This window comes from Cupriavidus taiwanensis LMG 19424 (assembly GCF_000069785.1).
GTDB lineage: Bacteria > Pseudomonadota > Gammaproteobacteria > Burkholderiales > Burkholderiaceae > Cupriavidus > Cupriavidus taiwanensis.
This window is the reverse complement of the sequence record NC_010528.1, coordinates 862,086-881,656: the sequence shown is the minus strand read 5'-3', so window position 1 is coordinate 881,656 and position 19,571 is coordinate 862,086. Positions and strand designations below refer to the sequence as shown.

Here is a 19,571-nt window from a genome sequence, read left to right as displayed (position 1 = left end):
TAGCTGTAACGCACTGCAAATTGGTAGCTGGATTGGAAGCTACGCTTCGGAACATCGCGATGGCGAAACGGGAATCCAAGGTTCTGTCGGATGTTCAGTTGCGGCACTGGATCGCCGAGGGCTCACCCGTTGCCAAGAGCGATGGCGACGGACTGACCTTCACCCTGTCCGCTGCTGACGCGGCCTCCTGGGTGCTGCGCTTCAGCCACGGGGGACGGCGGCATGAGCTGACGCTGGGCAGCTATCCCGACCTGTCGCTCGGCGGCGCGCAAGCTGGCCGCCGCCCGGCGGGTCGAGGTCCAGCAAGGCATCAACCCGGCGACGGCGAAGCGCAACGAAAAATCGCGCAAGATCTGGTCGGTCCGCCAGCTCGCGAAGAACTATCGGGAGCTCACCCTGCCCGCTTTGGCCACCAGCACGCAACGCAGCTATGAGCGCGACCTGAAGCGGATCGAAGCCGCCATCGGGGCGGTGCCAGTCACCGAGGTCGACGCAGGCGATATCGTCGACGTGATCGAGCGGAACCATGCACTGGGATGGGTGGAAGCGCAAATGCTGCTCGTGACCCTGAAAGTGCTATTCAAGCACGCGGCGGGCCGCAAGCTGATCAAGGCCAACCCGTGCAGCGGCGTTCAGCTATCCGCGCTGCGTGGAGAGCGCACCGCGCCCAAGAAACGCCTGATGTTGTCGGGGGCGGAGATCCATGCCGTCATGACGGCCAAGATGAGCCGGGAAAATGCCTTGGCCCTGCGTGTGTTGCTGGCGACGGGCGTGCGGGTGTCAGAACTTTACACAGCGCAATGGCAGCACATCGACCTTGACGCCGGCAACTGGCACCTCCCCAGAGCAAGACCGGGCCCGAGATGGACATTCCTCTGGCGCCCACCGTCGTCGATGGTTACGGGAGCTACGGGTTCTGGCGGGTGGATCTCCGTTTGTGCTCCCCGGCAGACGAACGTCCAACGGCCACGGACATATCAGCAAGGACACGCTGGCAGCGGCAATCGCCTTCTGGATGACCGAGCACAAGCCGCCAGTACGCCGATTCACGCCGCATGACCTGCGCAGCACATTGCGCAGCTACATGAAGCCGATCGTCGTCGACCGGGATGTCGCCGAAATGTTGCGGAACCACAAGCTGCAGGGTGTCGAGGGTATATACGACCGGCATACCTACTACCAGGAACGGCGGGATGCGCCAGTGACACGCCTCTTCTTGGGCTAGAAACGAGTATCGGCGAACAGTTCTTCCGGTCCAGGTCTTGGACCATGTCGTAGTTCAGCCCTTGTCTTCGTACTGACCCTAACGCGCGCCACGCGTGGCGTGTCCCGGCTTGGCGAACATGGCGCGAGCCTGTTCCTCAGACTTGGCCTACAACCCCGGCGCCGTGCGGCGCAGATGGTGCAGGAACTCGTGGCCGATCACAAAGTGGAACGGCTTCGTGGAATTGGCGCTGAAGTAGATGGTCTTCGGATCGCTGCGCAGTGCGATGCCGTCGAAGTTCCGCCGGGGGGTCGATGCCCCCGTACCGACAAACGGCACTCGGATTCCAAAGAGTCGTGCCATTGCTGGACCCACTGCTCGTGCTCCTCCAGCAGGTGGTACGAAGGCCTGGGCTTGTTGCCGGGCAAAAGGAATGCCGGCACCCGCACGGTCGTTTTCGAGAGCATGACGCAGCGCATCGACGCTGACTGCCTCTTGGTCAGGATTCTCATCTTCAACCGCAATCCTTCGCCGGGCAGAGCCGGCTTCCTCGTGGAGCGTAGCACATCGACCCCCACCCTAGGTCGGCGGAGGCCATGCGGGCCTTGGGCTGGGCGCGGCCAACGAACGAATCCCACGCGCCCGCGTCGCGGATGGCGACCAGCGTCGACGGGCTCGGAAGTTTACCTCCCTCCTATGTCAATCAAGGGGCCAGCCAAGGCGCGGGCGATCCACAAGGTACAAAGCATGATGCCGATCCCGCCCCACTCGTCCCCAATCACGATGCGATACAACGCATAGAGGAATGCTGCCATGCCTATGATGAGGATCAGGATCAAACGGGCCAGCTTAATCATAATGGGATGCCTCCCAACACCTTCGCGTGGCCAGCAAATCATGTCCGGCCTAGTCGAGTCATGGACGAGAACCGATTGGAAACGGCCACTCCGCTGCCGGCGCATTCGTCGCCAATTTCTTGGAAGGTTTTTCAGTTTGTCTCGAGTAATCTCCGCTGAGATCGACACACTCTGTGGCTACCGCCTTACGGCGACCGGAGGCCTTTTTTTGTGCCGCTTGTACTTGCCTCTCATCTTCCTCAAGCATCGCGATTTTCTCTCTCAAACCTTTGAGAAGCAGCTTGTGAAGCATCAAGACGTCGGCTTCATCAATCGCGACATATAGGGCAGATTGCCTTTCGGCACTCTTGTCCTTTGCGATATTGATGCGAATTGTGGTGGTCCCTGTCCACGTCTCATCGCTCATTGAGAATTCGTACGTGCCGACCCCCTCATAAGAGGGATCTTCCAGGGATTTGCCTTCTGGCCCTCTAAAGAATCGCATTTGCGCCCCTCAAAATAGTGGCAGATATATTATTTTCCAACCCATTTCAATCTTTCCTTAAAGCGCTGGATTGATTTTCGCGCATCATTGATTCGTCGAATATCTTCCTTCGAATACTGTTTTCCATCTGCAATCTCAGTCCGTGCTCGTGCGTACAGAGATTCTGCTATTGCCAATACCTCGTCTGGCGGGGTACCGCGAAGACGGTCCTGAAACCTTTTGACGGCCTGCTTTTTCATTGCTTCCCCCTCAATCTACGCCCTCGCTCGGGACATAGACTTTGGACCTAAACGTATTGGTAACAGAATAGGTAGTAGTCGTCGTGTGAGCTATACACCAGATGGTTGAAGGCTAGGCGGGGACCAAAGGGCTTACATCGACTGCTGCATGCCATGCGATATTCGGGCTCTTTTGTGTGCTTTTCAGCACTGCAGTCTTTAATTTTGCTGTAAGTCAGCCACTTAGGTTACCGTGTGGGACCTAATAGCCGTAAGGCTGGCCTCGCAGCTACAACCCGCCCGCACCTGCGCCCGCGTACGCGTGGCGGCGTCATGCGCGACATGGGCAGGCTAGATGACGCCCGCCAGTTGGGCGAGCGGGGACACGCCTTTCAGCCGCGGGACTTCCGCCCATGCACGCTGCTTGGCGCCGTACATATGGAACTGGGTAACTTTGACGAGGGCCGGAATTGGTATGTTCAAGCTGAGGAGCGTGGCGCTAGCGCGCGAACCATTGACTCAGAACTGCGAGGCATCTTTATACGAGGTGACAAGATCAAGCGCGAGGCTATGAAGGCTTTCCTGCTGGCACAAGATCCGAACCGATATCGCTGGGTGCATGACAAGAGGTAGCTGACAAAGGGCCCCTGAACGACTTCCCCTCGGTGCCAGGCTTCCTTTCTTACAATCGCTCTTCGCGCGGCAAGCCACCAGCATTAACTGATGGCTAGTTGGCGCTTCGCGACCCGAAGCGGCCGCCCGCCGAAATCCATCACTTCGACCGTTTTCGGACCCGTTGCGGTCGTTCCCTCAGACAAGATCTTCTGCCCGAAATTGAGCGGTCGAATTTAGAGCCGCATCGCTAGAAGGCGAGAATGCCTTGAGTTATGCAAGCCCAAGAACGAACCATCAGGAAAGATACTGGCCGACTCCTGCTGTGCATCCACTTGCGACGGGAGATCAACGAGTAGGTCTGTGAGCGCCAGGCTGGGCGTTTCGATGGCCGTTGAGATCGCTTTCAGCACGGACAGGTCAACTCCCACAACTGGGAAGTCCCAGAGGAGATATCGACCCCCCCAAACGGATCGGTACTGACACCGAAACTTCGGCCCTCGTGTTCGAACACCAGAAACTCAGTTTCGACGGGTTGTGCTTCAAAGCCTTCTGCGACGGCGGCGCCCGGCAGGCGCATCAGACGCTCAGCGGCTTGGGGTAGACCCATCGCACGCAACCATGCGCCGTAGTTCTCGCGCATTACTTGTTCCCGGCTGAACGGCAAATCGGCAGTCTCACCGTCCTCGCCGTTGGGGTCAACGACAGACAGCGCGGAGGGAGCCCACGAGTTCTCGCGAAGGCAGGAATAGACTACATACCCGTTGCTAGGTGGTGGTTGCAGGTAGCCCATCCATGGATCAACTTGCTCCTTCAGCGCGCCTTTGAGAACGGATTTGATCGCAGTTGGGTCGTTCGCCTTCTGTGTGAAGCTCCCTTTCGATTCAATCAAAACCGTCTTGTTGTTGTCTGCAAATAGAAAGTCGGCCATGGCCTCGCCCTTGTGCATGACGCCAAGGCTTCCGGCTGGCAGCGACTCGACATGAGAACGTAAATGCGCAGTGAATTTCAAGCCCAGACGGTGCCCATACAAGATCGCCAGCCCTTGGGCAACTCGGCCCGAGAGGCTCGTCAAGGACACATCATTTAGCGCTTTCGATGCTCCGACCTTGAGTTCAATTGGCGGCTTGGAGAAGTCAATCAGATGGGAAAATTGAAGCAAGAAGCCGAGGCCGGGCATCGTCAAATTGCGCCGGTCGAGATAGTCAGCCCTGACAACTGCATGTGCCAAACTCCAGCCACTGAACGTCAAATTGGGTAGCTTTGTCGTTAGCTTGCAGAAGTCCGGTGAATTGGGTAGGCGTGCCTTCTTAACGCCTGACTCCTTCCACTCGTAAACCTCTATAGATGTATTACCTAGCGATGATCTGCAAAAATTCAGAATGTCTCCCATTAACATGGATTCCTCTCCAGACTGTTTTCGTAATACGTTATTATACGAGCCATCATCTCGACAATCCGCCCTGAAACCGCAGCTCGAATGGAGCGCCGAGCGAATCCACAGCGCTCGTAGACAGCGGCGGATTCGCATTGCACAGCGATTCGCACCGTAACGGCTTGGTAAATTCCTAAAAGGCGACCCTCTGATTGTCGATCCAGGATCACCGCGAAACATCCTGTACCTCGCAGCCGATTCAGGTCGCAAGCGCGAAGCTTGCTGCCGATCTCGCGCGATTGAACGATGCTATCTCGCGCACGTTCGAGGTCATCTGCAATCGAGAAGCTGCGCGCCTGACCGACGAAATGACCATGGACGGCACCCACGATTCCGAGGCCGTCGACGCTGGCGCGTGGGATTTGTTCGTCGGCGCAGGCCATGGCTCACGCCTCGCGGCGCCGCGCCGAGCGCCCGTGGTGATGTTCCGGTCAGGAACGGCGTCGGAAGATTCGGCGGATGCGGCTGTCGGTGGCGTCGACTTATCCCAGGGGGGATCAAGAACTCGTAGGGAGGAGTCAAGGTTTCGCCAGTCGGGCTTTCGGGGGACAAGCTGTCGCCATCACTGCCCGCGTCCTGCGCTCCTTCCCGGCACACCGTCGGGCCATGATTGAGCCGGTCGGCACGTTTGCGAAGCTTCCGCCGGAGGTACAGGCGCGATTTCAGCGCGAGCACGGCCAGGGCCGTACCGATGCAAAATCGGTTCATGGTGGTGATGTGATCAATCTGGTTGCTGCTAACCACGATGTAGATACCGAGGCCAACTGAAGTAGCACGCTGCACCTTCAGGCAGTTCCGTGCCGAGCTGGGATCGCGGTTACCGGCGCCCAAGAGATCGCCGAGGCGGCTTCGATCTCGTGGAATCGTTGATTTTCCGATTCGAGTCAACAATGTCGAAGTCCCGCTGACCGCATGTTTGCCAGCGCGTCGTGATCACTGATAGTTCACGAACGAACCGACCAACGACGAACCTACCGAAGGGACGAGACGAGGGACGGCCGCTGCATCACCATCCATTCGGAGTATGGGCGGTATGGGGCTCATCAAGTACGATACATCCACAAGGCGAAAGCCGGTGAAACGGGTCACATGAGTCCGCAGGTTGCAATATTTACGGGGAGGGGAAAATGAAAATGAAGACCACTATTATGCTTGGTGCGGTAGCCATTCTGACTGCCTGCGCAAGTCCTAAAAAACTAGTCGCCACAGGTGGCAGCAGGGCCGACGGGACGGTCAAAATGTCTTACGAATATGGCCTTTTTGAGACCCCCCAAGTGAATACGTTACAGGGTGCCGCGACAGCCAAACAACGATGCGCAGCTTGGGGCTATAAGGAAGCAGAGCCATTTGGCGGCGCAACGAAGAAGTGTATTAACTCCTCAAGCAGCGGTTGCAACCGTTGGATGGTTACAATCGAATACCAATGCACTGGCACCCCGATTGCGTCGAGGTAATACATACATTCTTCACAGGGGGTGATGATGTCTACGATTCCGACAGATATCCGAGATAGGATTCTTGCGAAGGCTAGGGTGGATTGGCCTGATGATTTTGAAATGCAGAAATACACTGTGGATAAGCAGATCGCTGCATATGCCGAGTTGCAGCAACTTCGCAATGAATTGGGTGAAAATGTCTTTGCCATTCCGATATTTCAAAGTTCGACTGCGGCTTGGCCCTATGATTTCGAAATGGAGCTTCACACAGTCAAAAATCAGTTAGACGCCGGCATCAGATTCTTCCAGTACGAATCTAATGAAATTCCTGCGGATATTTTGGAACAAATCAAGACAAGGTGTATGTCAGAATGGCCGGACGATCATGAAATGAAGCTGTATACTCTCGAAAAGCAGATCGAGGCTTGGAAGCAGCTTAATTCAATTTAAATCCGGGATTCAGCAACCACATCGGACCGACGCAAATTCAAAAGCGCTCGACAGCCCCCGCATCCGCCATTAAGTCAGCCATGCCGACCTCAAAGGGAATCCGCCAGCTTTTTCAATGTGAGGATGGCTGGCGCGTTGCCTCCTAGTTCCACTCTCCCGAGATAACTGGGACCGACCTCGGCTGTCACTCCCCCAGAGGTCGGGGACCCTGCCTCTGGCTGGTCCTGGACCGGCTTTTGAAAGCTATCAGGACGCCGCGCATCGTGCCAGCAACGTCGACGGTGAAGCACGGTTATGCCTGGCCACGGAACGTCCTAGCCTGCAACGCCGTCACTGCCCTTTGCGACCATTTGGCATTGAATCATCCGGCGCCAGCGACCGCTTGCACAGGAACGCCGGAACCTCATAACCATCGTCCAGACTGGACATTTCCAAGACGTGGCGACGTACGCGAAACCGCATGCCATTCTCGCCATAGACGCACATGGTGACGTAATCTGCGTCCTCCAGCCTGCGGGTTCTCGCTCGATCAAGATAAACGATTACCTTCCAGGCCACCCACACGCCGACCAGCACCAGCGTAATCGTGCCGACGACAATGATGACTGTACCGTGCATAGCCATGCTCCGTTCAGCGTAACGACCTTAAGCGACAAAGAGCGACGGCAAACCCCAAAGCATCCACGTGGGCAGACCTCCCTCGGTGCGAGCCAACCACGCCTAAGTGTATTCGAGAACTAGAGTCTCCCCGCGGTCGGTGGCACTCCCGGCTGTGCCCGTAGCGCCTCATACAATTGAGCCGGTCCGAGCAGAATATCCTTCAGTCCTTCGCGTACGCGCTCCGATCCCAGTGCCTGCGTACTCATGGCTGTGTGAGCTTCGAATGCATCAATGATGGCCTGCATCAGCGCGTCCTTCAGGTCGGGCGAATTGGCAAACTGCTCCTTGCTGTTGCTGGCCGCCTGCTGGACCAATGTCGGGTTTTCCAGCAGCTTGCCTTTGATCACGCCATTCACGTACGTCAACTGGTCATCGTCAGTCAGTTCGCCTTCGAAAAGGCCATTGACCTTATGGATAATTTCTTGCAACAACTCCTTCTGTTTTTCCTGCACGGCGCCACTTCCCACGCCATCCATTGGCGGCAGCTTCGGCGCTTCCCCTTGGCTCAGGGGTAGCGTCTGCTGGCCGGTATGGCGCAGCTTGTGGTGCGTCAGCACAACCTTAGACAGGTCCACGGTGTCGCGTTCGCGCCCAAAGTCGAGCAGCGGGATCAGGCGCTTGTAGAACAGGAAGCGCTTCTCAATGTCGGTGTTGCCGTAGTCGAAGATCTGCGACAGGAAGGCGTACAGGCGGCTGTAAGCGCCCATGTCGTTGCGAAACAGCACCAACGTTTCCATCGTCTCGCGGGCCGCCTCGGCCGCCTTGTCGTCGTGGCGGGACTGGGCGTCGATGCGGTCCTGCTGCGCCGTCTTGTAGCGCCTGAGCAGGCGGTCGGCCACGGGCGCGATAGCGGTGCTGAGTTGTGCCTGGGTGCCTTTCGGATCCATCTCGACCTTCACCACGCGCGCCACCTCAAAGTCGTCGTAGTGGCCTGCGGCATCCAGTTTGGCGCGCAGGTCGTAGACCAGATGCGGATCGGTGGTGGCCTCCAACTCGGCGGTCGCGTAGTAGGTCTTGAACGCCTTCAGGATCTCCTGCGCATCGTTGACGAAGTCGAGGATGTAGGTCGTATCCTTGCCGGGGTAGGCCCGGTTCAGGCGCGACAGGGTTTGCACCGCCTGGATGCCACCGAGCATCTTGTCGACGTACATGCCGCACAGCAGCGGCTGGTCAAATCCCGTCTGGAATTTGTTGGCGACCAGCAGCAGATGGTAGCCCGGATCGGCGAAGGCTTCGCGGATGTCCTTGCCCTTCAGACCGGGATTCAGGTCCTTGCTGTGCTCGCTGACCGGCTCAGCGAAACTCTCCGGGTCTTCCACCTCCCCGGAAAAGGCCACCAGCACGCCCAGCGGATAATTCATCCTCTCGATGTAGGCGCGGATGGCCTTCTGCCAGCGCACCGCCTCCTTGCGGCTGCCGACCACGACCATCGCCTTTGCCTTGCCGTCCAGCAGCGGCTGCACATTCTCGCGGTAGTGCTCCACCACTACCTGCACCTTCTGGGCGATGTTGTACGGATGTAGCCGCACCCATTGCATGATGCCCTTCATCGCGGTGCTACGCTCGACTTCCTTCTCGTCATATTCCTGGCCATCGTGGGCCAGCTTGAAAGCGAGCTTGTAGGTCGTGTAGTTCTTCAGCACGTCGAGGATAAAACCCTCCTCGATGGCCTGGCGCATCGAATAGCTGTGGAAGGGCTGCGGCAGCCCGTCCGGGCCGGGACGGCCGAAGAGTTCAAGCGTCTTCTGCTTGGGCGTGGCGGTGAAGGCTACGTAGGTCAGGCCGTTGCCGCCCTTGCCACCGCTGCGCGCCTCCATCTGCACGGCAAGCAGCCCCTCGGTGTCGATCTCGCCGCCATCCTGCAGCGCGACCCACTCCTCGGCCGACAGCAACTGCTTGAGCTTGGCCGCCGATTCGCCGGTCTGCGAGCTGTGCGCCTCATCGGCAATCACCGCAAAGCGCTTGCCCTCGGTGGCCGCCAGTTCCTGCACCGCCTGCAATGCAAAGGGAAAGGTCTGGATGGTGCAGACGATGATCTTCTTACCGTCCTTCAGCGCCTGCCCCAGTTGCGCGCTCTTGCTGCCGCTCTCGCTGGTGATGCTCTCTACCACGCCGGTGGTGCGCCCGAAGTCGAAGATGGCCTCCTGCAACTGGGCGTCGAGCACGGTGCGGTCCGACACGACCAGCACGCTGTCGAAGAGCTTCCGGTGGCTGGCATCGTGCAGATCGGCCAGGAAGTGGGCGGTCCAGGCGATGGAGTTAGTCTTGCCGGAGCCGGCGGAGTGCTGAATCAGGTAGCGCCCGCCAGGTCCCTGCGCCAGCACGTCGGCGACGATGCGGCGGGTGGCATCGAGCTGGTGGTAGCGCGGGAAGATGACCGACTTCGGCTGCTTCTGGTTGTCACGCTTGTTGATCAGGTAGCGATGCAGAATATCGAGCCAGCTGTCGCGCCGCCAGACTTCCTCCCACAGATAGGCGGTGGCAAACCCGTCCGGGTTCGGCGCATTGCCCTTGCCGCCCTGGTTGCCGCGGTTGAACGGCAGGAAATTCGTCCCAGCACCGGCCAGCCGCGTGGTCATCATCACCTCGGCCTGGCTTACCGCAAAATGCACCAGTGCGCCACCGGGAAAGGACAGCAGCGGCTCCGCCATGCCCCCCTTGGGCTGCGGGTGACGATCGAAGCGGTACTGATCGACGGCGTCCAGCACGCCCTGCGTGAAGTCGGACTTCAGTTCCGCCGTGGCCACGGCGATGCCGTTCAGAAAAAGCACCAGGTCCAGCGCGTCCTGCGGGTTGTTCGGCGAATGACGCACCTGCCGCACCACGCGCAACCGGTTGGCGGCGTAGTGCTGCTGGATGACCGGGTTGATCGCCAGCGCGGGCCGGAACTGCGCTACCGTCAGCGCCTCCTTCAGGCCCAGCATCTCGACCCCGCGCCGCAGCACGTCGAGGGTGCCGCGCTCGTTCAGGCTCTTGCGCACGCGCTCGGCCAGCCGCTCCTTCAGCGCCGGGCCATGAGTCTTGGATAGGCGCTGCCAGGCGTCAAGCTGGGTGGCTTCGATCCAGGCCAGCAGATCAGGCAGGTAGAGGGCGCTGGCGCGGTCGTAGTGGGCGGTGTCGCCTTCTGCATAGAGCCAGCCGTCGGCGGCCAGGTGCTGGCAGATTTCAGTCTCGAAATGGTGTTCCTGGTGTAGGGTGCTCATCGGAAGGCGAGGCGATTATTGTCGGCTGGGCGCGACGCGATTAGTTTTCGTTGTAGCTGCGCTCGATGAGTGGCTTGGCGCGTTCGAGGTCGGCGGGCGTACGCAGATACACCTCCAGATCGCCCGTACCCCAGTGGCCAACCTGGCTGACGTCCCGACTAAAGCCCTCTTCGAGGGCAACGGTGGCCGGATCCAGCTTGAGAGTGAGCACTAGCCGTTGCGGATAGACGAGCACGCAGGCGAAGTTCTTCAGGCGCTTGAAGGCAGTGTAGAGTTTCAGCTGTTTCTCTTGTACGTCATCGCCTAGCGAGGCCATATAACCCTTGGTCTCTGCGTAGAGGTCCCGAAGCTGCGGCGAAGCCAGTTCCAACTGCTCCATCAGCGATTTGTCCTTGCCGCCCGGTTTTACCGAAGCGGAATCGGCGGCCGACTCGGCAGTGGCGCCCCCAACAGTGTCGGCATTGCTCTTCGCCGTCGTAGCATCGGGCACGCTGTTGGCGTTCACCAGTTCCAGCAACAGAAGATCGTCACCAAACATTTTGTAGCGAAGCAGCTCGATATTGCGGGGAATCTGCTGCACTGCGTACTGGTCGTATCGCGTGAAATCCGCGGCAATGCAAAGCAGGCGCGTGCCGGCCCATTCGATTCGCTCGGCAACATCCTTGCCCAGCTTTTCCATCACCAGCCAGCGAAACTCGGCCTGGTGGTCGAGCAGCCAGTCCAGATAGAACAGCCCCTGGTTGATGACGTTCTCCTTGCTGTCCCGCTTGTACTCGATGATGACCGGGCAGTTGTTTTCATCGAGACCAAGGGAATCGATGCGGCCCTTATGGGTCTTGCCCGTGGCGTACTCGCTGGCAAGAAAGCGCACGCCAAGGAAAGTAGACATCTGCGACTCGATCAGCGTCTGCAGATGGCGCTCCAGGGCGGCTGCATGGCCGGGAAGTTCTAAGGCTGCGCCGTTGCTCAGGCGGAAGAGTTGGATGTCGCTCATGCGGCCAAAGTGTCGGGGACGGCGTTGCGGACGTCGATTTTGCCGGTGACAGCGGCAGTAATTAGCGCAGTGCGGCGCGCCTTAAGCAAATCAATGGATTTATTGGCAGCAAGCGACAGCCGTTCGAGTCTATCTAGTTCAGCATTCAAAAAATCCATGATCGCGGCTTGCTCTTCCGCAGGAGGAAGCGGGACAAGAAGGTCCATAATGACCGATTGCCCGATGTTCAGCATGGAACTGCTCGCGCCCGTTGCACCAAGCTCAATTTGGCCCCGAGCCTCACCCGTAGCAAGGTATGCTGCCAGAAACTCCGGCGTGCACTTAGCTTGGTCCAGCCGCAGCCGATAGAGCTTGTCACACAAAAGCAACCGGTGAAAATCCTTTGGTACAACGGCCGCACTGCCTACCAACTCACGGGTATTCGCCCTAGAGATGAGTAAATCACCTTTACGTAATGAATATTCCGGAAATGGCTCCAGTTCAGGAGGCAACTTCTTATTTTCTGCGGCATCGAACACGCCGCCGTTCACGCATCCCACCTTCAATACACCCCATTCGTTTTCCCCTTCGGCGGGGTAGTTTTCGCACTGGGGACTCCATCCTTGCTCAATCGAGCTTGTGAGCCATTTAACCCTTTTGGCCTGCCAATGGATTGGAATCTCACCAAGCCAGTCGGCGCCAACACTCTTGATTTGCACCTTCGGCTCAAGACCGCGCGTTACGATCCGAGAAATCGTCGCCTGCCGCTTCTCAGCCAGCAGAACAAGCAGCTTATCCTGCTCGGATATCAAGGTGTCGATCTTGCTGGTTTCGCTGTAGAGAAAGGTGACAATGGCGTTCTGCTCCGAGAGAGGGGGAAAAGCAATGGCAAAGTCGCGAGCAAAATCCTCGGGAACTCGCTTCTGACCACCGGCGCCGTACATGGCACCCTCCCCAAGTTTTCGGAAGGGAATAGAACAAAAGAGCCAGTGCAAGTACTCACTGCAGGTCACATCAGATCGCGGCCGCGCGACAATCAACTCCGTGGTCCCAAAACCAACTCCGCCGAGCAAGCCCCGCATGACCGCGCCTTTACCATTTTCAAAGCAAGGCGTGATTTTGGCAAAGGCGACGTCGCCCTCGTGGAAATAGGTATAGCCAGTCTCTACCTGTGAGACCTGGCGTACCTGCTCCAAAACGAGTGAGCCCTCTTCACCTATCGCATCCATCGGAAGGAAGGAAACAAGCGTGTCTCGATCGAGGTGACTAACTTCCGATTTTGATGGATTGAACTCCGCGGCAAATCGAAGGCGCCGGACCTGCCAATGTGCCGGCATATCGCCCAACCAGTCAATGCCGCTATCGCGGTAAGCCGCATATCGCTGGAGACTCATTCCGCCAACTCCTCCAGCATGCGCATGATATTTACCGACACTGCCTTCAATTCCTCATCGATGGTGTGCAGATCGCGCGGTGGTTCGAACACATAGAAATGACGGTTGAACGGAATCTCGTAGCCGACCTTGCTCTTGTCGTCGTCGACCCACGCATCGGGTGCATGGGGCAACACCTCGCGCACAAAGTAGGCGTCGATCTCCTCGTCAAGCGGCACGTTTTCCGTATCCCGTAGCGAGCTGTCCGCCTGCGGCTTGCCCTTCTGCTTGCCCTTCACGCCAAGCATCAATTGCCCGTTCTCGTCGCGCAGCGGCCGCTCCACCGTGATGGTCGTGTAGCCGAACTCCTCGTTGCGGAAGATTCGCGAAATCGGCGCGAGCTTGACCCGCCCGCCAACTGGCGCTTCCGGCGGCTGCGCGGTGGCCGCCACCACGTAGCGCCCAACCTCCTTGCCGTCCGCATCCAGCACCGTCGCCGTCTCGGCCTCGACGAAGTCGCCGAACAGCCGCGTCACCATCGCGATCTGCTCGTCGTTCATTTCCTTGCGCTTGCTGCCCAGGCTCTTGCGCATCTTCTGCCAAAAGCTGGAAGCGTCGATCAGCTGCACCCAGCCCTTGCGGTCCTCCGGCTTCTTGTTGGACAGGATCCAGACGTAGGTCGCGATGCCGGTGTTGTAGAACATGTCGGTGGGCAGGCCGACGATCGCTTCCACCAGGTCGTTCTCCAGCACGTAGCGGCGGATCTCGCTCTCGCCGCTGCCGGCGCCGCCGGTGAAGAGGGGCGAGCCGTTGAGCACGATGCCGAAGCGGCTGCCGCCGTCGGCGGCCGGGCGCATCTTGCTGAGCAGGTGCATCAGGAACAGCATCGAGCCGTCCGACACGCGCGGCAGCCCGGGGCCAAAGCGGCCGTCAAAGCCGCGCTGTTCGTGCTCCTGGCGCACGGCCTTCTCGACCTTCTTCCATTCCACGCCGAAGGGCGGATTGGACAGCATGTAGTCGAACTTGCGGGCGCCGTGGCCATCATCCGACAGCGTGTTGCCGGCGACGATGTTGCCCACGTCCTGGCCCTTGATCAGCATATCGGCCTTGCAGATGGCGTAGGACTCGTCGTTCAGCTCCTGGCCGTACATGGTCAGGCGCGCGGACGGATTGTGCTCACGCAGGAATTCGTCTGCCACCGACAGCATGCCGCCGGTGCCCGCGGTGGGATCGTAGATGGTGCGCACCACGGCGTTGCCGGCGGTGAGCACGTCGCTGTCCTCGATGAAGATCAGGTTCACCATCAACCGGATCACCTCGCGCGGGGTGAAGTGCTCACCGGCGGTCTCGTTGGAGATTTCGGCGAACTTGCGGATCAGTTCCTCGAACACGAGACCCATCTGGGCGTTGTCGACCGTGTCGGGGTGCAAATCGATGTTGGCGAACTTCTCAGTGACCAGATACAGCAAGTTGGCCTTGGCCAGCCGCTCGACCTGCATGTGGAAGTCGAAACGCTCGAAAATGTCGCGCGCCGACGCCGAGAAGCCCTGGAGGTAGCTGTACAGGTTCTGGCGGATGTGGTCTTGGTCGCCCAGCAGCTTGACCAGGTCCAGCGGCGAAACGTTGTAGAACGACTGCTTCGCCTTGCGCTGCAGGAACGGGTCGGGGTTTATGCCGGCCTGCGTCTTGGCCTCGAACTCCGCCAGCACGGCGGGCTTGGTGATTGCGAGCACGCAATCTAGGCGGCGCAGCACGGTGAACGGCAGGATCACGCGGCCGTATTCGGATTGCTTGTAATTGCCGCGCAACAGATCGGCGACGGACCAGATGAAGGACGACAGGGCTTGGTGGTTCATAAGGCGGAATCGGGGCGACCGTGACAAACGCCGATCGCAATGCAGCGAAATAGCGTGAATGTTATGTGTCCGACAGACGTTTGGGTAGCGAGCAGGCAACGTCCGGCGTAAATGGCAATAATCGTTCGCACTGTCGCGTGCGCGTAACACGGGTCCGGCCCATTTCAGGCAGGCACGCCACTTTCAGACCGAAAGGCTGTCCTGCATGTACCAGAAAATAGACAACTGCCCTAATATTACAGTTTGTCACAATTTCGGTAATTGTGAACAGCGAGGCATATATGGGTGCTCAGCGCCGTATGTTCCTCTGTGCGAGCTGGACGACAACGTAGAGAGTCACGGGGACGTATCACTCCGCCTCTCTAACTGGCCCCCAAGTCACTTTTTCATACGCCCATGACGACCGATTTTTTTGCCCTGCTTTCCGATGTGCTTCACTGGGGCATCGGCGGACTGCTGCTGCTGGCGCTTGCCGGCTTCGTCATGCAATTTCTCCGGCCAGCCTTGCGGACGCGCCGTGAATTGGGGCATGCCTTGGAGCGACTGGAGCAACTGAAGGCTCAGGGCCCGGTACTGGATCTGGATCGCGTGGCGAGCGACGCGATGCTGAGCCCCACCCTGCGCCACTGCTGGAACGAGTACCGCGACACCCTGCACGGGCAAAAGCAAGCCACGGCCACCGGCATGATGGAAGTGGCGCGTTGGCGCGCCACCGCGATGGCGAATGGCTTCTTCACGGAACAGGCGCTGGTCGAGTCGCCGCTGCGCTCGGAGTTCTACAAGCACCTTCCCGGTATCCTGACCGGCCTGGGCATCATCGGCACGTTCTCCGGGCTCATCCTTGGCCTGCAGAATTTCCATGTCTCGGACGATGCCGCCGCCGTGCGCGGCAGCCTGGAATCGCTGATCTACAGCGTCGGCGGCGCCTTTATGGTTTCCGGGGTCGCTATCTTTCTCGCCATGGCGGTCACGACCGTGGAGAAGATGATGCTGAACGGCCGCTACACGCAAGTCGAAGCGCTATGCGGCCTGATCGATAGCTTGTTCGACTCCGGCGCCGGAGAGGAATACCTGCAACGTCTGGTCGAGGCGTCCGAAACATCCGCCACGCAGGCGATGCAGATGAAGGAGTCGCTCGTCACGGACCTGAAGCAGGTGCTCAGCGAACTGACGCAGCAGCAGATTGCGACCATTACCTCGACCAGCGCCCAGCTGGGGCAATCGATTACGCACAGTCTGTCGGAGGGCCTTGCCGAGCCGCTGCAGCGCATCTCCCATGCGGTGGAATCGGTGGGCAACAGTCAGGGCGAAGGTGTCAGCAAGCTGCTGATGGACGTATTGGCAAATTTCACGGCGCAGATGGAGGGCATGTTCGGCACGCAGATGCGCGGCATGAATGACATGCTCGTGCAGACCGCCAACACCATCCAGACGGCCTCGCTGCGCTTCGAGCGCCTGGCCGAGCAGATCCAGGACGCCGGCACCGGCGCGGCCGACGCCATGGCCAAGCGCATGGACGAGGCGCTGCAGCAGATGCAGGCCCGGCAGGCCGAGGCCAACGACCAGATGCGGGCCTTCGTCGAAGAGCTCAGGCGAAACGTGGCCAACGGCCAAAGCGAGTCCGCCGAGCTCACGCGCAGCATGATGCGGGACCTCAGCGAAAGCACCGGCGCCCTCGTCAGGAGCTTGCAGGACCAAGCGCACGCGGCATATCAGGCGCACGCACAGCGTCAGGCCGACATGGAAGCGCAGAACGGCAGACTGGTCGCGCAACAGGCCGAGCAGCTTGCCGGCCTGACCACGGCGGTCAACGAGAGTAGCGAAGCGATGCGCCAGACCGTGGCGCGCCTCGAAGCGGCCACGAACGCGAACGTCGAGCGCATGGGTCTGGGCGCGGAGCGCCTGCAGCTGGCGGCGAATCGTCTCGGCGACAACCTCGACGCGATGCGCGCGGCCAGCGAAGGCATGGTCGGTGCCACCGGCAAGCTCGACCAGTCCGCGCGTACGCTCGATACCGCACTACTCGCCACCCAGCAGGCGCTGGGCGAGCAAAAGGCAGTGCGCGATGCCGTGACCGCCATGGTCAGCGCCTTGCGCGACACCGTCGAGAATGCGAAGCGGGAAGCCGGCCTGACCTCGGAACTGGTCGGCAAGCTGGAAGCCGCTTCCCGGCAACTTGCGCAAGCCCAGGATGATGCGGCCAACTACCTTGAGGAAGTCAACGATGTGCTGACGGGAGCACATGGTGCGTTCGCGCAGCAGGTCGAGGCAACGCTGCGCCATGGCAACAAGGTCTTCCACGAAGAACTGGCGCAGGCCACATCGCTGCTCAAGGGCGCGATTCAGGACCTCGCCGACGTGCTCGACACCGTTCCGACCCCGGCATGAGGGACGACTAAGACATGCTTGGCGTAAAAATGGCGCCCCGCCGGCGGGGGCGGGAGGAAGGCGAAAAGCCCTTCTGGATCTCGTTCTCCGACCTGATGACGGCCCTGATGGTACTCTTCCTCGTGGCGCTCAGCGTGGCGCTGCTCGCCGTGACCAAAAAGATCTCCGATGACGAACGCGAGGAGAAAGCACGCGCTGAGCAGATCAGCGGACTGATGACCGAGGTCAGGAAGGTGGCCGAGCAGTTCCCGGGCGTGCGGGTGATCGACCGCACCATCGACTTCGGCCCGCGGGGACGGTTCGAGCGCGAGGGACAGAACACACTCTCCGCGCAACAGCGGGCGCTGGTGCGCGACTTCACGCCCAGGCTGCTGGAGCAGTTGCGGACCACCGAGGCTGGCCGCCACTGGTTCAAGCGTGCCGTGGTCGAGGGCTATGCCAGCCAGACCGGCAAGTACCTGTTCAACCTGAACCTGAGCCTGGAGCGCAGCTCGCGCGTGATCTGCGAACTGCTGCGCGAGCCGCCCGCCGGCGACACGCGACTGTCCGATGCCGACCGCCAGCTGGTCGCCACGCGCTTCTTCGTGGGTGGCGCATCGTTCAATTCCCTGCGCGCGACCGCCGAGGACAGCCGCCGCATCGAGTTCAAGCTCGAGTTCAAGACCCGCCAGGAACGGCAGGAGGAACTTGCCCAGCCGGCGCCCGCCGCAGACACAGCCGCCCTGTTGCTGGCGCTCGACCCGAAAGAACGATGCCCTATCGCCGACCGATAGACGCGCTGCAGGCCCGCCTCGCAGAAGCCATGTCCGAGGCGCAAGTGTTTCGTGCGCTCGAATGGGGCCACCCGCGCGCCATGACGCAGGCGCTGCGTGAGCTCCGCCATGGCCTGGTCGACGTCGGCGAGGTCGCCCCGTCAAAGGATCAGGTCCAGGCATCGCTGCGGCGCTTCGGCGCGACTCAGCGCGTGGAGAACTTCACGGAACTGAAGTACGTGTGCCACGGCATCACGGTGCCCGTTGGCGACGAGCGCTGGCGAGTGATCGACAATGGGCCGCTCTTCAACCGGCTTCTCACCCTGGTGGACGAGCAGCAGGGGCGGCCGAAGCAATACCGGCGCTGCTATCAGGGCCTGTTGCATGGATTTTTCGGGTTTGACCGCCGCGCCAGTGCCGCCTCGCCAGCCCAGGTCAACTGGACCACGCTGCGCGGCTTTCTCGACAGCCGGCTGGACCGCCTGGTGCAGAGCGCGAACCGGCGCGGGCTCTGCCCCACCTGGCTGGGCGCCCTCGTCGACCATCGCAATCTGCTGACGGACAACCCGTGCCGCCGCTATGCCGACGCGCTGATACAGGGCAACACCGACGAACTGCGCAAGGTCTGCGCCGACCTTGGGATCGCCAATAGTTCCTGGGTGTGGGACGAAGCGCTCATGGCCTACGTGCGGACGGTCTGCGAGGCCGAGGACCGCGCGTTCCACGATCGCTTGTCGGGGGTGCTGCAACTGGTCAACGGCCGCTTGGATCTGAAACTCCCCGAGACGCTGGCGAAGCGGGCAACGGCAATGACCGTGGTGCGCTACGCGCGCTGTGGCGAGCGGCCCGAGCACCAATCCCTGCGCGATACCTGCCTTGCGCGGATCGGCAATCCCTGGATGCAGCGCGTAGCCTGGGATGCCGCCGTGGGCGACGAGCCTGCACGCAAGATGGTCGAAGGCTGGATCAAGCGCCGCCTGATCCGCGATTTCTTCGAACATCTGGCGGCCGATGGCACGGCCGATCGCCGACGCCTCGAATACTGGCTGAAGTGGGAGCCGCAGATCTCGCAGATGTGGTTCGTGCTCGGGCGGGATGCCTGGCGCGACCGCAGTGCCACGTTCCAGGCCCTGCGCAAGCGCATGGAAGGCCAGGCGCGGGAGTTGGTCGACAGTGACGACGGCAATAACGCCTTCATCATGCAAATCGGCGATCTGATTGCCATCGAGTTCGGCAAGACCAACAATGCATGCTTTGTCTACCATGCTGCCAATTTCAAGGCGGACCTCGACGCACCGCGCTTTGACACCAACCGGGACCTCAAGCAACGCCTGAATGGCGAGCGCCTGACTCACAACGGCGCCTGGGAATGGAAATTCGACGAGTCCCTGAAATCGATGCTGCGATCTACTCCATCTCCACAACGGCAGCAACCGGCCACCGACATCCGATCCGGCGCGTCCCCCTCCCTTAGCGCCGCCGACTTCCGCGAAATCGCCAAGCTGTGCGCGGACAACAGTGTCGGCTGGGAGGATAACCGGCGCCACGGCGGCGCCCTCTGGATTCTGCTCACCGAGCCCAAGCGGGTGCCTCGCCTTTCGGTCATGCTGCGCAGCCTCGGCTTTAACTACAAGGAAGGCAGGGGTTTCTGGATCAAGGGATAAAGCACA

18 protein-coding genes are annotated in these 19,571 nt (G+C 60.2%); 8 read left to right on the top strand and 10 right to left on the bottom strand.

The genetic code is table 11. The features are described from left to right. Positions 1-59: 59 nt before the first annotated feature. Entirely contained in the window at positions 60-434 is a 375-nt protein-coding gene (locus RALTA_RS30210) for an Arm DNA-binding domain-containing protein (RefSeq protein WP_157877114.1), read from the top strand. Further along, positions 406-1,059 carry a tyrosine-type recombinase/integrase gene (locus tag RALTA_RS28860; protein ID WP_012352154.1) on the top strand — a complete coding sequence of 218 codons (654 nt, stop codon included), beginning with the start codon at positions 406-408 and terminating at the stop codon, positions 1,057-1,059. Before RALTA_RS30210 ends, RALTA_RS28860 begins: the two co-directional genes overlap by 29 nt. A gap of 313 nt (positions 1,060-1,372) precedes the next feature. On the opposite strand, the gene RALTA_RS30200 is transcribed toward RALTA_RS28860, so the two are convergent. From RALTA_RS30200 to RALTA_RS30185, 5 genes are all read right to left on the bottom strand, one after another. Further along, on the bottom strand, positions 1,373-1,567 hold the full coding sequence (locus tag RALTA_RS30200) for a hypothetical protein (RefSeq protein WP_157877112.1): 195 nt from the start codon (positions 1,565-1,567) through the stop codon (positions 1,373-1,375). Positions 1,568-1,887: 320 nt separating this feature from the next. Further along, positions 1,888-2,061 (bottom strand): hypothetical protein, encoded by a 174-nt coding sequence (locus RALTA_RS30195; RefSeq protein WP_157877111.1) that lies wholly within the window; start codon positions 2,059-2,061, stop codon positions 1,888-1,890. A 58-nt stretch (positions 2,062-2,119) separates the two neighbouring features. Next, positions 2,120-2,467 carry a hypothetical protein gene (locus RALTA_RS30190; RefSeq protein WP_157877110.1) on the bottom strand — a complete coding sequence of 116 codons (348 nt, stop codon included), beginning with the start codon at positions 2,465-2,467 and terminating at the stop codon, positions 2,120-2,122. Positions 2,468-3,781: 1,314 nt separating this feature from the next. Next, positions 3,782-4,774 carry a hypothetical protein gene (locus RALTA_RS04025; protein ID WP_157877109.1) on the bottom strand — a complete coding sequence of 331 codons (993 nt, stop codon included), beginning with the start codon at positions 4,772-4,774 and terminating at the stop codon, positions 3,782-3,784. Further along, the gene (locus RALTA_RS30185) at positions 4,768-5,193 is read right to left on the bottom strand and encodes a hypothetical protein (protein ID WP_157877108.1); all 426 of its coding nucleotides are present in this window, start codon (positions 5,191-5,193) and stop codon (positions 4,768-4,770) included. Before RALTA_RS30185 ends, RALTA_RS04025 begins: the two co-directional genes overlap by 7 nt. Before the next feature lie 223 nt (positions 5,194-5,416). Here RALTA_RS30185 and RALTA_RS30180 point away from each other — a divergent pair, with 223 nt between their 5' ends. The 3 genes from RALTA_RS30180 (at position 5,417) to RALTA_RS04020 (ending at position 6,696) form a co-directional block, all read left to right on the top strand. Continuing rightward, positions 5,417-5,578, top strand: coding sequence for a hypothetical protein (locus RALTA_RS30180; protein ID WP_157877107.1), 162 nt, complete (start codon positions 5,417-5,419; stop codon positions 5,576-5,578). A gap of 359 nt (positions 5,579-5,937) precedes the next feature. Continuing rightward, positions 5,938-6,264: a YecR family lipoprotein gene (gene yecR, locus RALTA_RS31070; RefSeq protein WP_081479465.1), complete on the top strand. Its 327-nt coding sequence runs from the start codon at positions 5,938-5,940 to the stop codon at positions 6,262-6,264. A 24-nt stretch (positions 6,265-6,288) separates the two neighbouring features. Further along, the gene (locus RALTA_RS04020) at positions 6,289-6,696 is read left to right on the top strand and encodes a hypothetical protein (RefSeq protein WP_197536822.1); all 408 of its coding nucleotides are present in this window, start codon (positions 6,289-6,291) and stop codon (positions 6,694-6,696) included. A gap of 330 nt (positions 6,697-7,026) precedes the next feature. Here the strand turns inward: RALTA_RS04020 and RALTA_RS04015 are convergent, their stop codons facing one another. The 5 genes from RALTA_RS04015 to RALTA_RS03995 all read right to left on the bottom strand — a co-directional run bounded on the left by RALTA_RS04015 (position 7,027) and on the right by RALTA_RS03995 (position 14,761). Then, positions 7,027-7,314: a hypothetical protein gene (locus RALTA_RS04015; protein ID WP_041232073.1), complete on the bottom strand. Its 288-nt coding sequence runs from the start codon at positions 7,312-7,314 to the stop codon at positions 7,027-7,029. 119 nt (positions 7,315-7,433) lie between these two features. Beyond that, on the bottom strand, positions 7,434-10,559 hold the full coding sequence (locus tag RALTA_RS04010; RefSeq protein ID WP_012352143.1) for a type I restriction endonuclease subunit R: 3,126 nt from the start codon (positions 10,557-10,559) through the stop codon (positions 7,434-7,436). Between the two features lie 40 nt (positions 10,560-10,599). Beyond that, positions 10,600-11,553: a DUF5655 domain-containing protein gene (locus tag RALTA_RS04005; protein ID WP_012352142.1), complete on the bottom strand. Its 954-nt coding sequence runs from the start codon at positions 11,551-11,553 to the stop codon at positions 10,600-10,602. After that, positions 11,550-12,926 carry a restriction endonuclease subunit S gene (locus RALTA_RS04000; protein WP_012352141.1) on the bottom strand — a complete coding sequence of 459 codons (1,377 nt, stop codon included), beginning with the start codon at positions 12,924-12,926 and terminating at the stop codon, positions 11,550-11,552. The genes RALTA_RS04005 and RALTA_RS04000 overlap by 4 nt, the downstream gene beginning before the upstream one ends. Beyond that, positions 12,923-14,761 (bottom strand): type I restriction-modification system subunit M, encoded by a 1,839-nt coding sequence (locus RALTA_RS03995; RefSeq protein ID WP_012352140.1) that lies wholly within the window; start codon positions 14,759-14,761, stop codon positions 12,923-12,925. The genes RALTA_RS04000 and RALTA_RS03995 overlap by 4 nt, the downstream gene beginning before the upstream one ends. Before the next feature lie 396 nt (positions 14,762-15,157). On the opposite strand from RALTA_RS03995, the gene zorA reads away from it, so the two are divergent. Genes zorA through RALTA_RS03980 form a run of 3 tightly spaced genes read left to right on the top strand, consistent with a single transcriptional unit; the run spans position 15,158 to position 19,565 of the window. After that, positions 15,158-17,149 carry an anti-phage ZorAB system protein ZorA gene (gene zorA, locus RALTA_RS03990; RefSeq protein WP_012352139.1) on the top strand — a complete coding sequence of 664 codons (1,992 nt, stop codon included), beginning with the start codon at positions 15,158-15,160 and terminating at the stop codon, positions 17,147-17,149. Positions 17,150-17,163: 14 nt separating this feature from the next. Continuing rightward, positions 17,164-17,922 (top strand): flagellar motor protein MotB, encoded by a 759-nt coding sequence (locus RALTA_RS03985; RefSeq protein WP_012352138.1) that lies wholly within the window; start codon positions 17,164-17,166, stop codon positions 17,920-17,922. Beyond that, positions 17,901-19,565: an EH signature domain-containing protein gene (locus RALTA_RS03980; RefSeq protein WP_012352137.1), complete on the top strand. Its 1,665-nt coding sequence runs from the start codon at positions 17,901-17,903 to the stop codon at positions 19,563-19,565. The genes RALTA_RS03985 and RALTA_RS03980 overlap by 22 nt, the downstream gene beginning before the upstream one ends. The last annotated feature ends 6 nt before the right edge of the window (positions 19,566-19,571 follow it).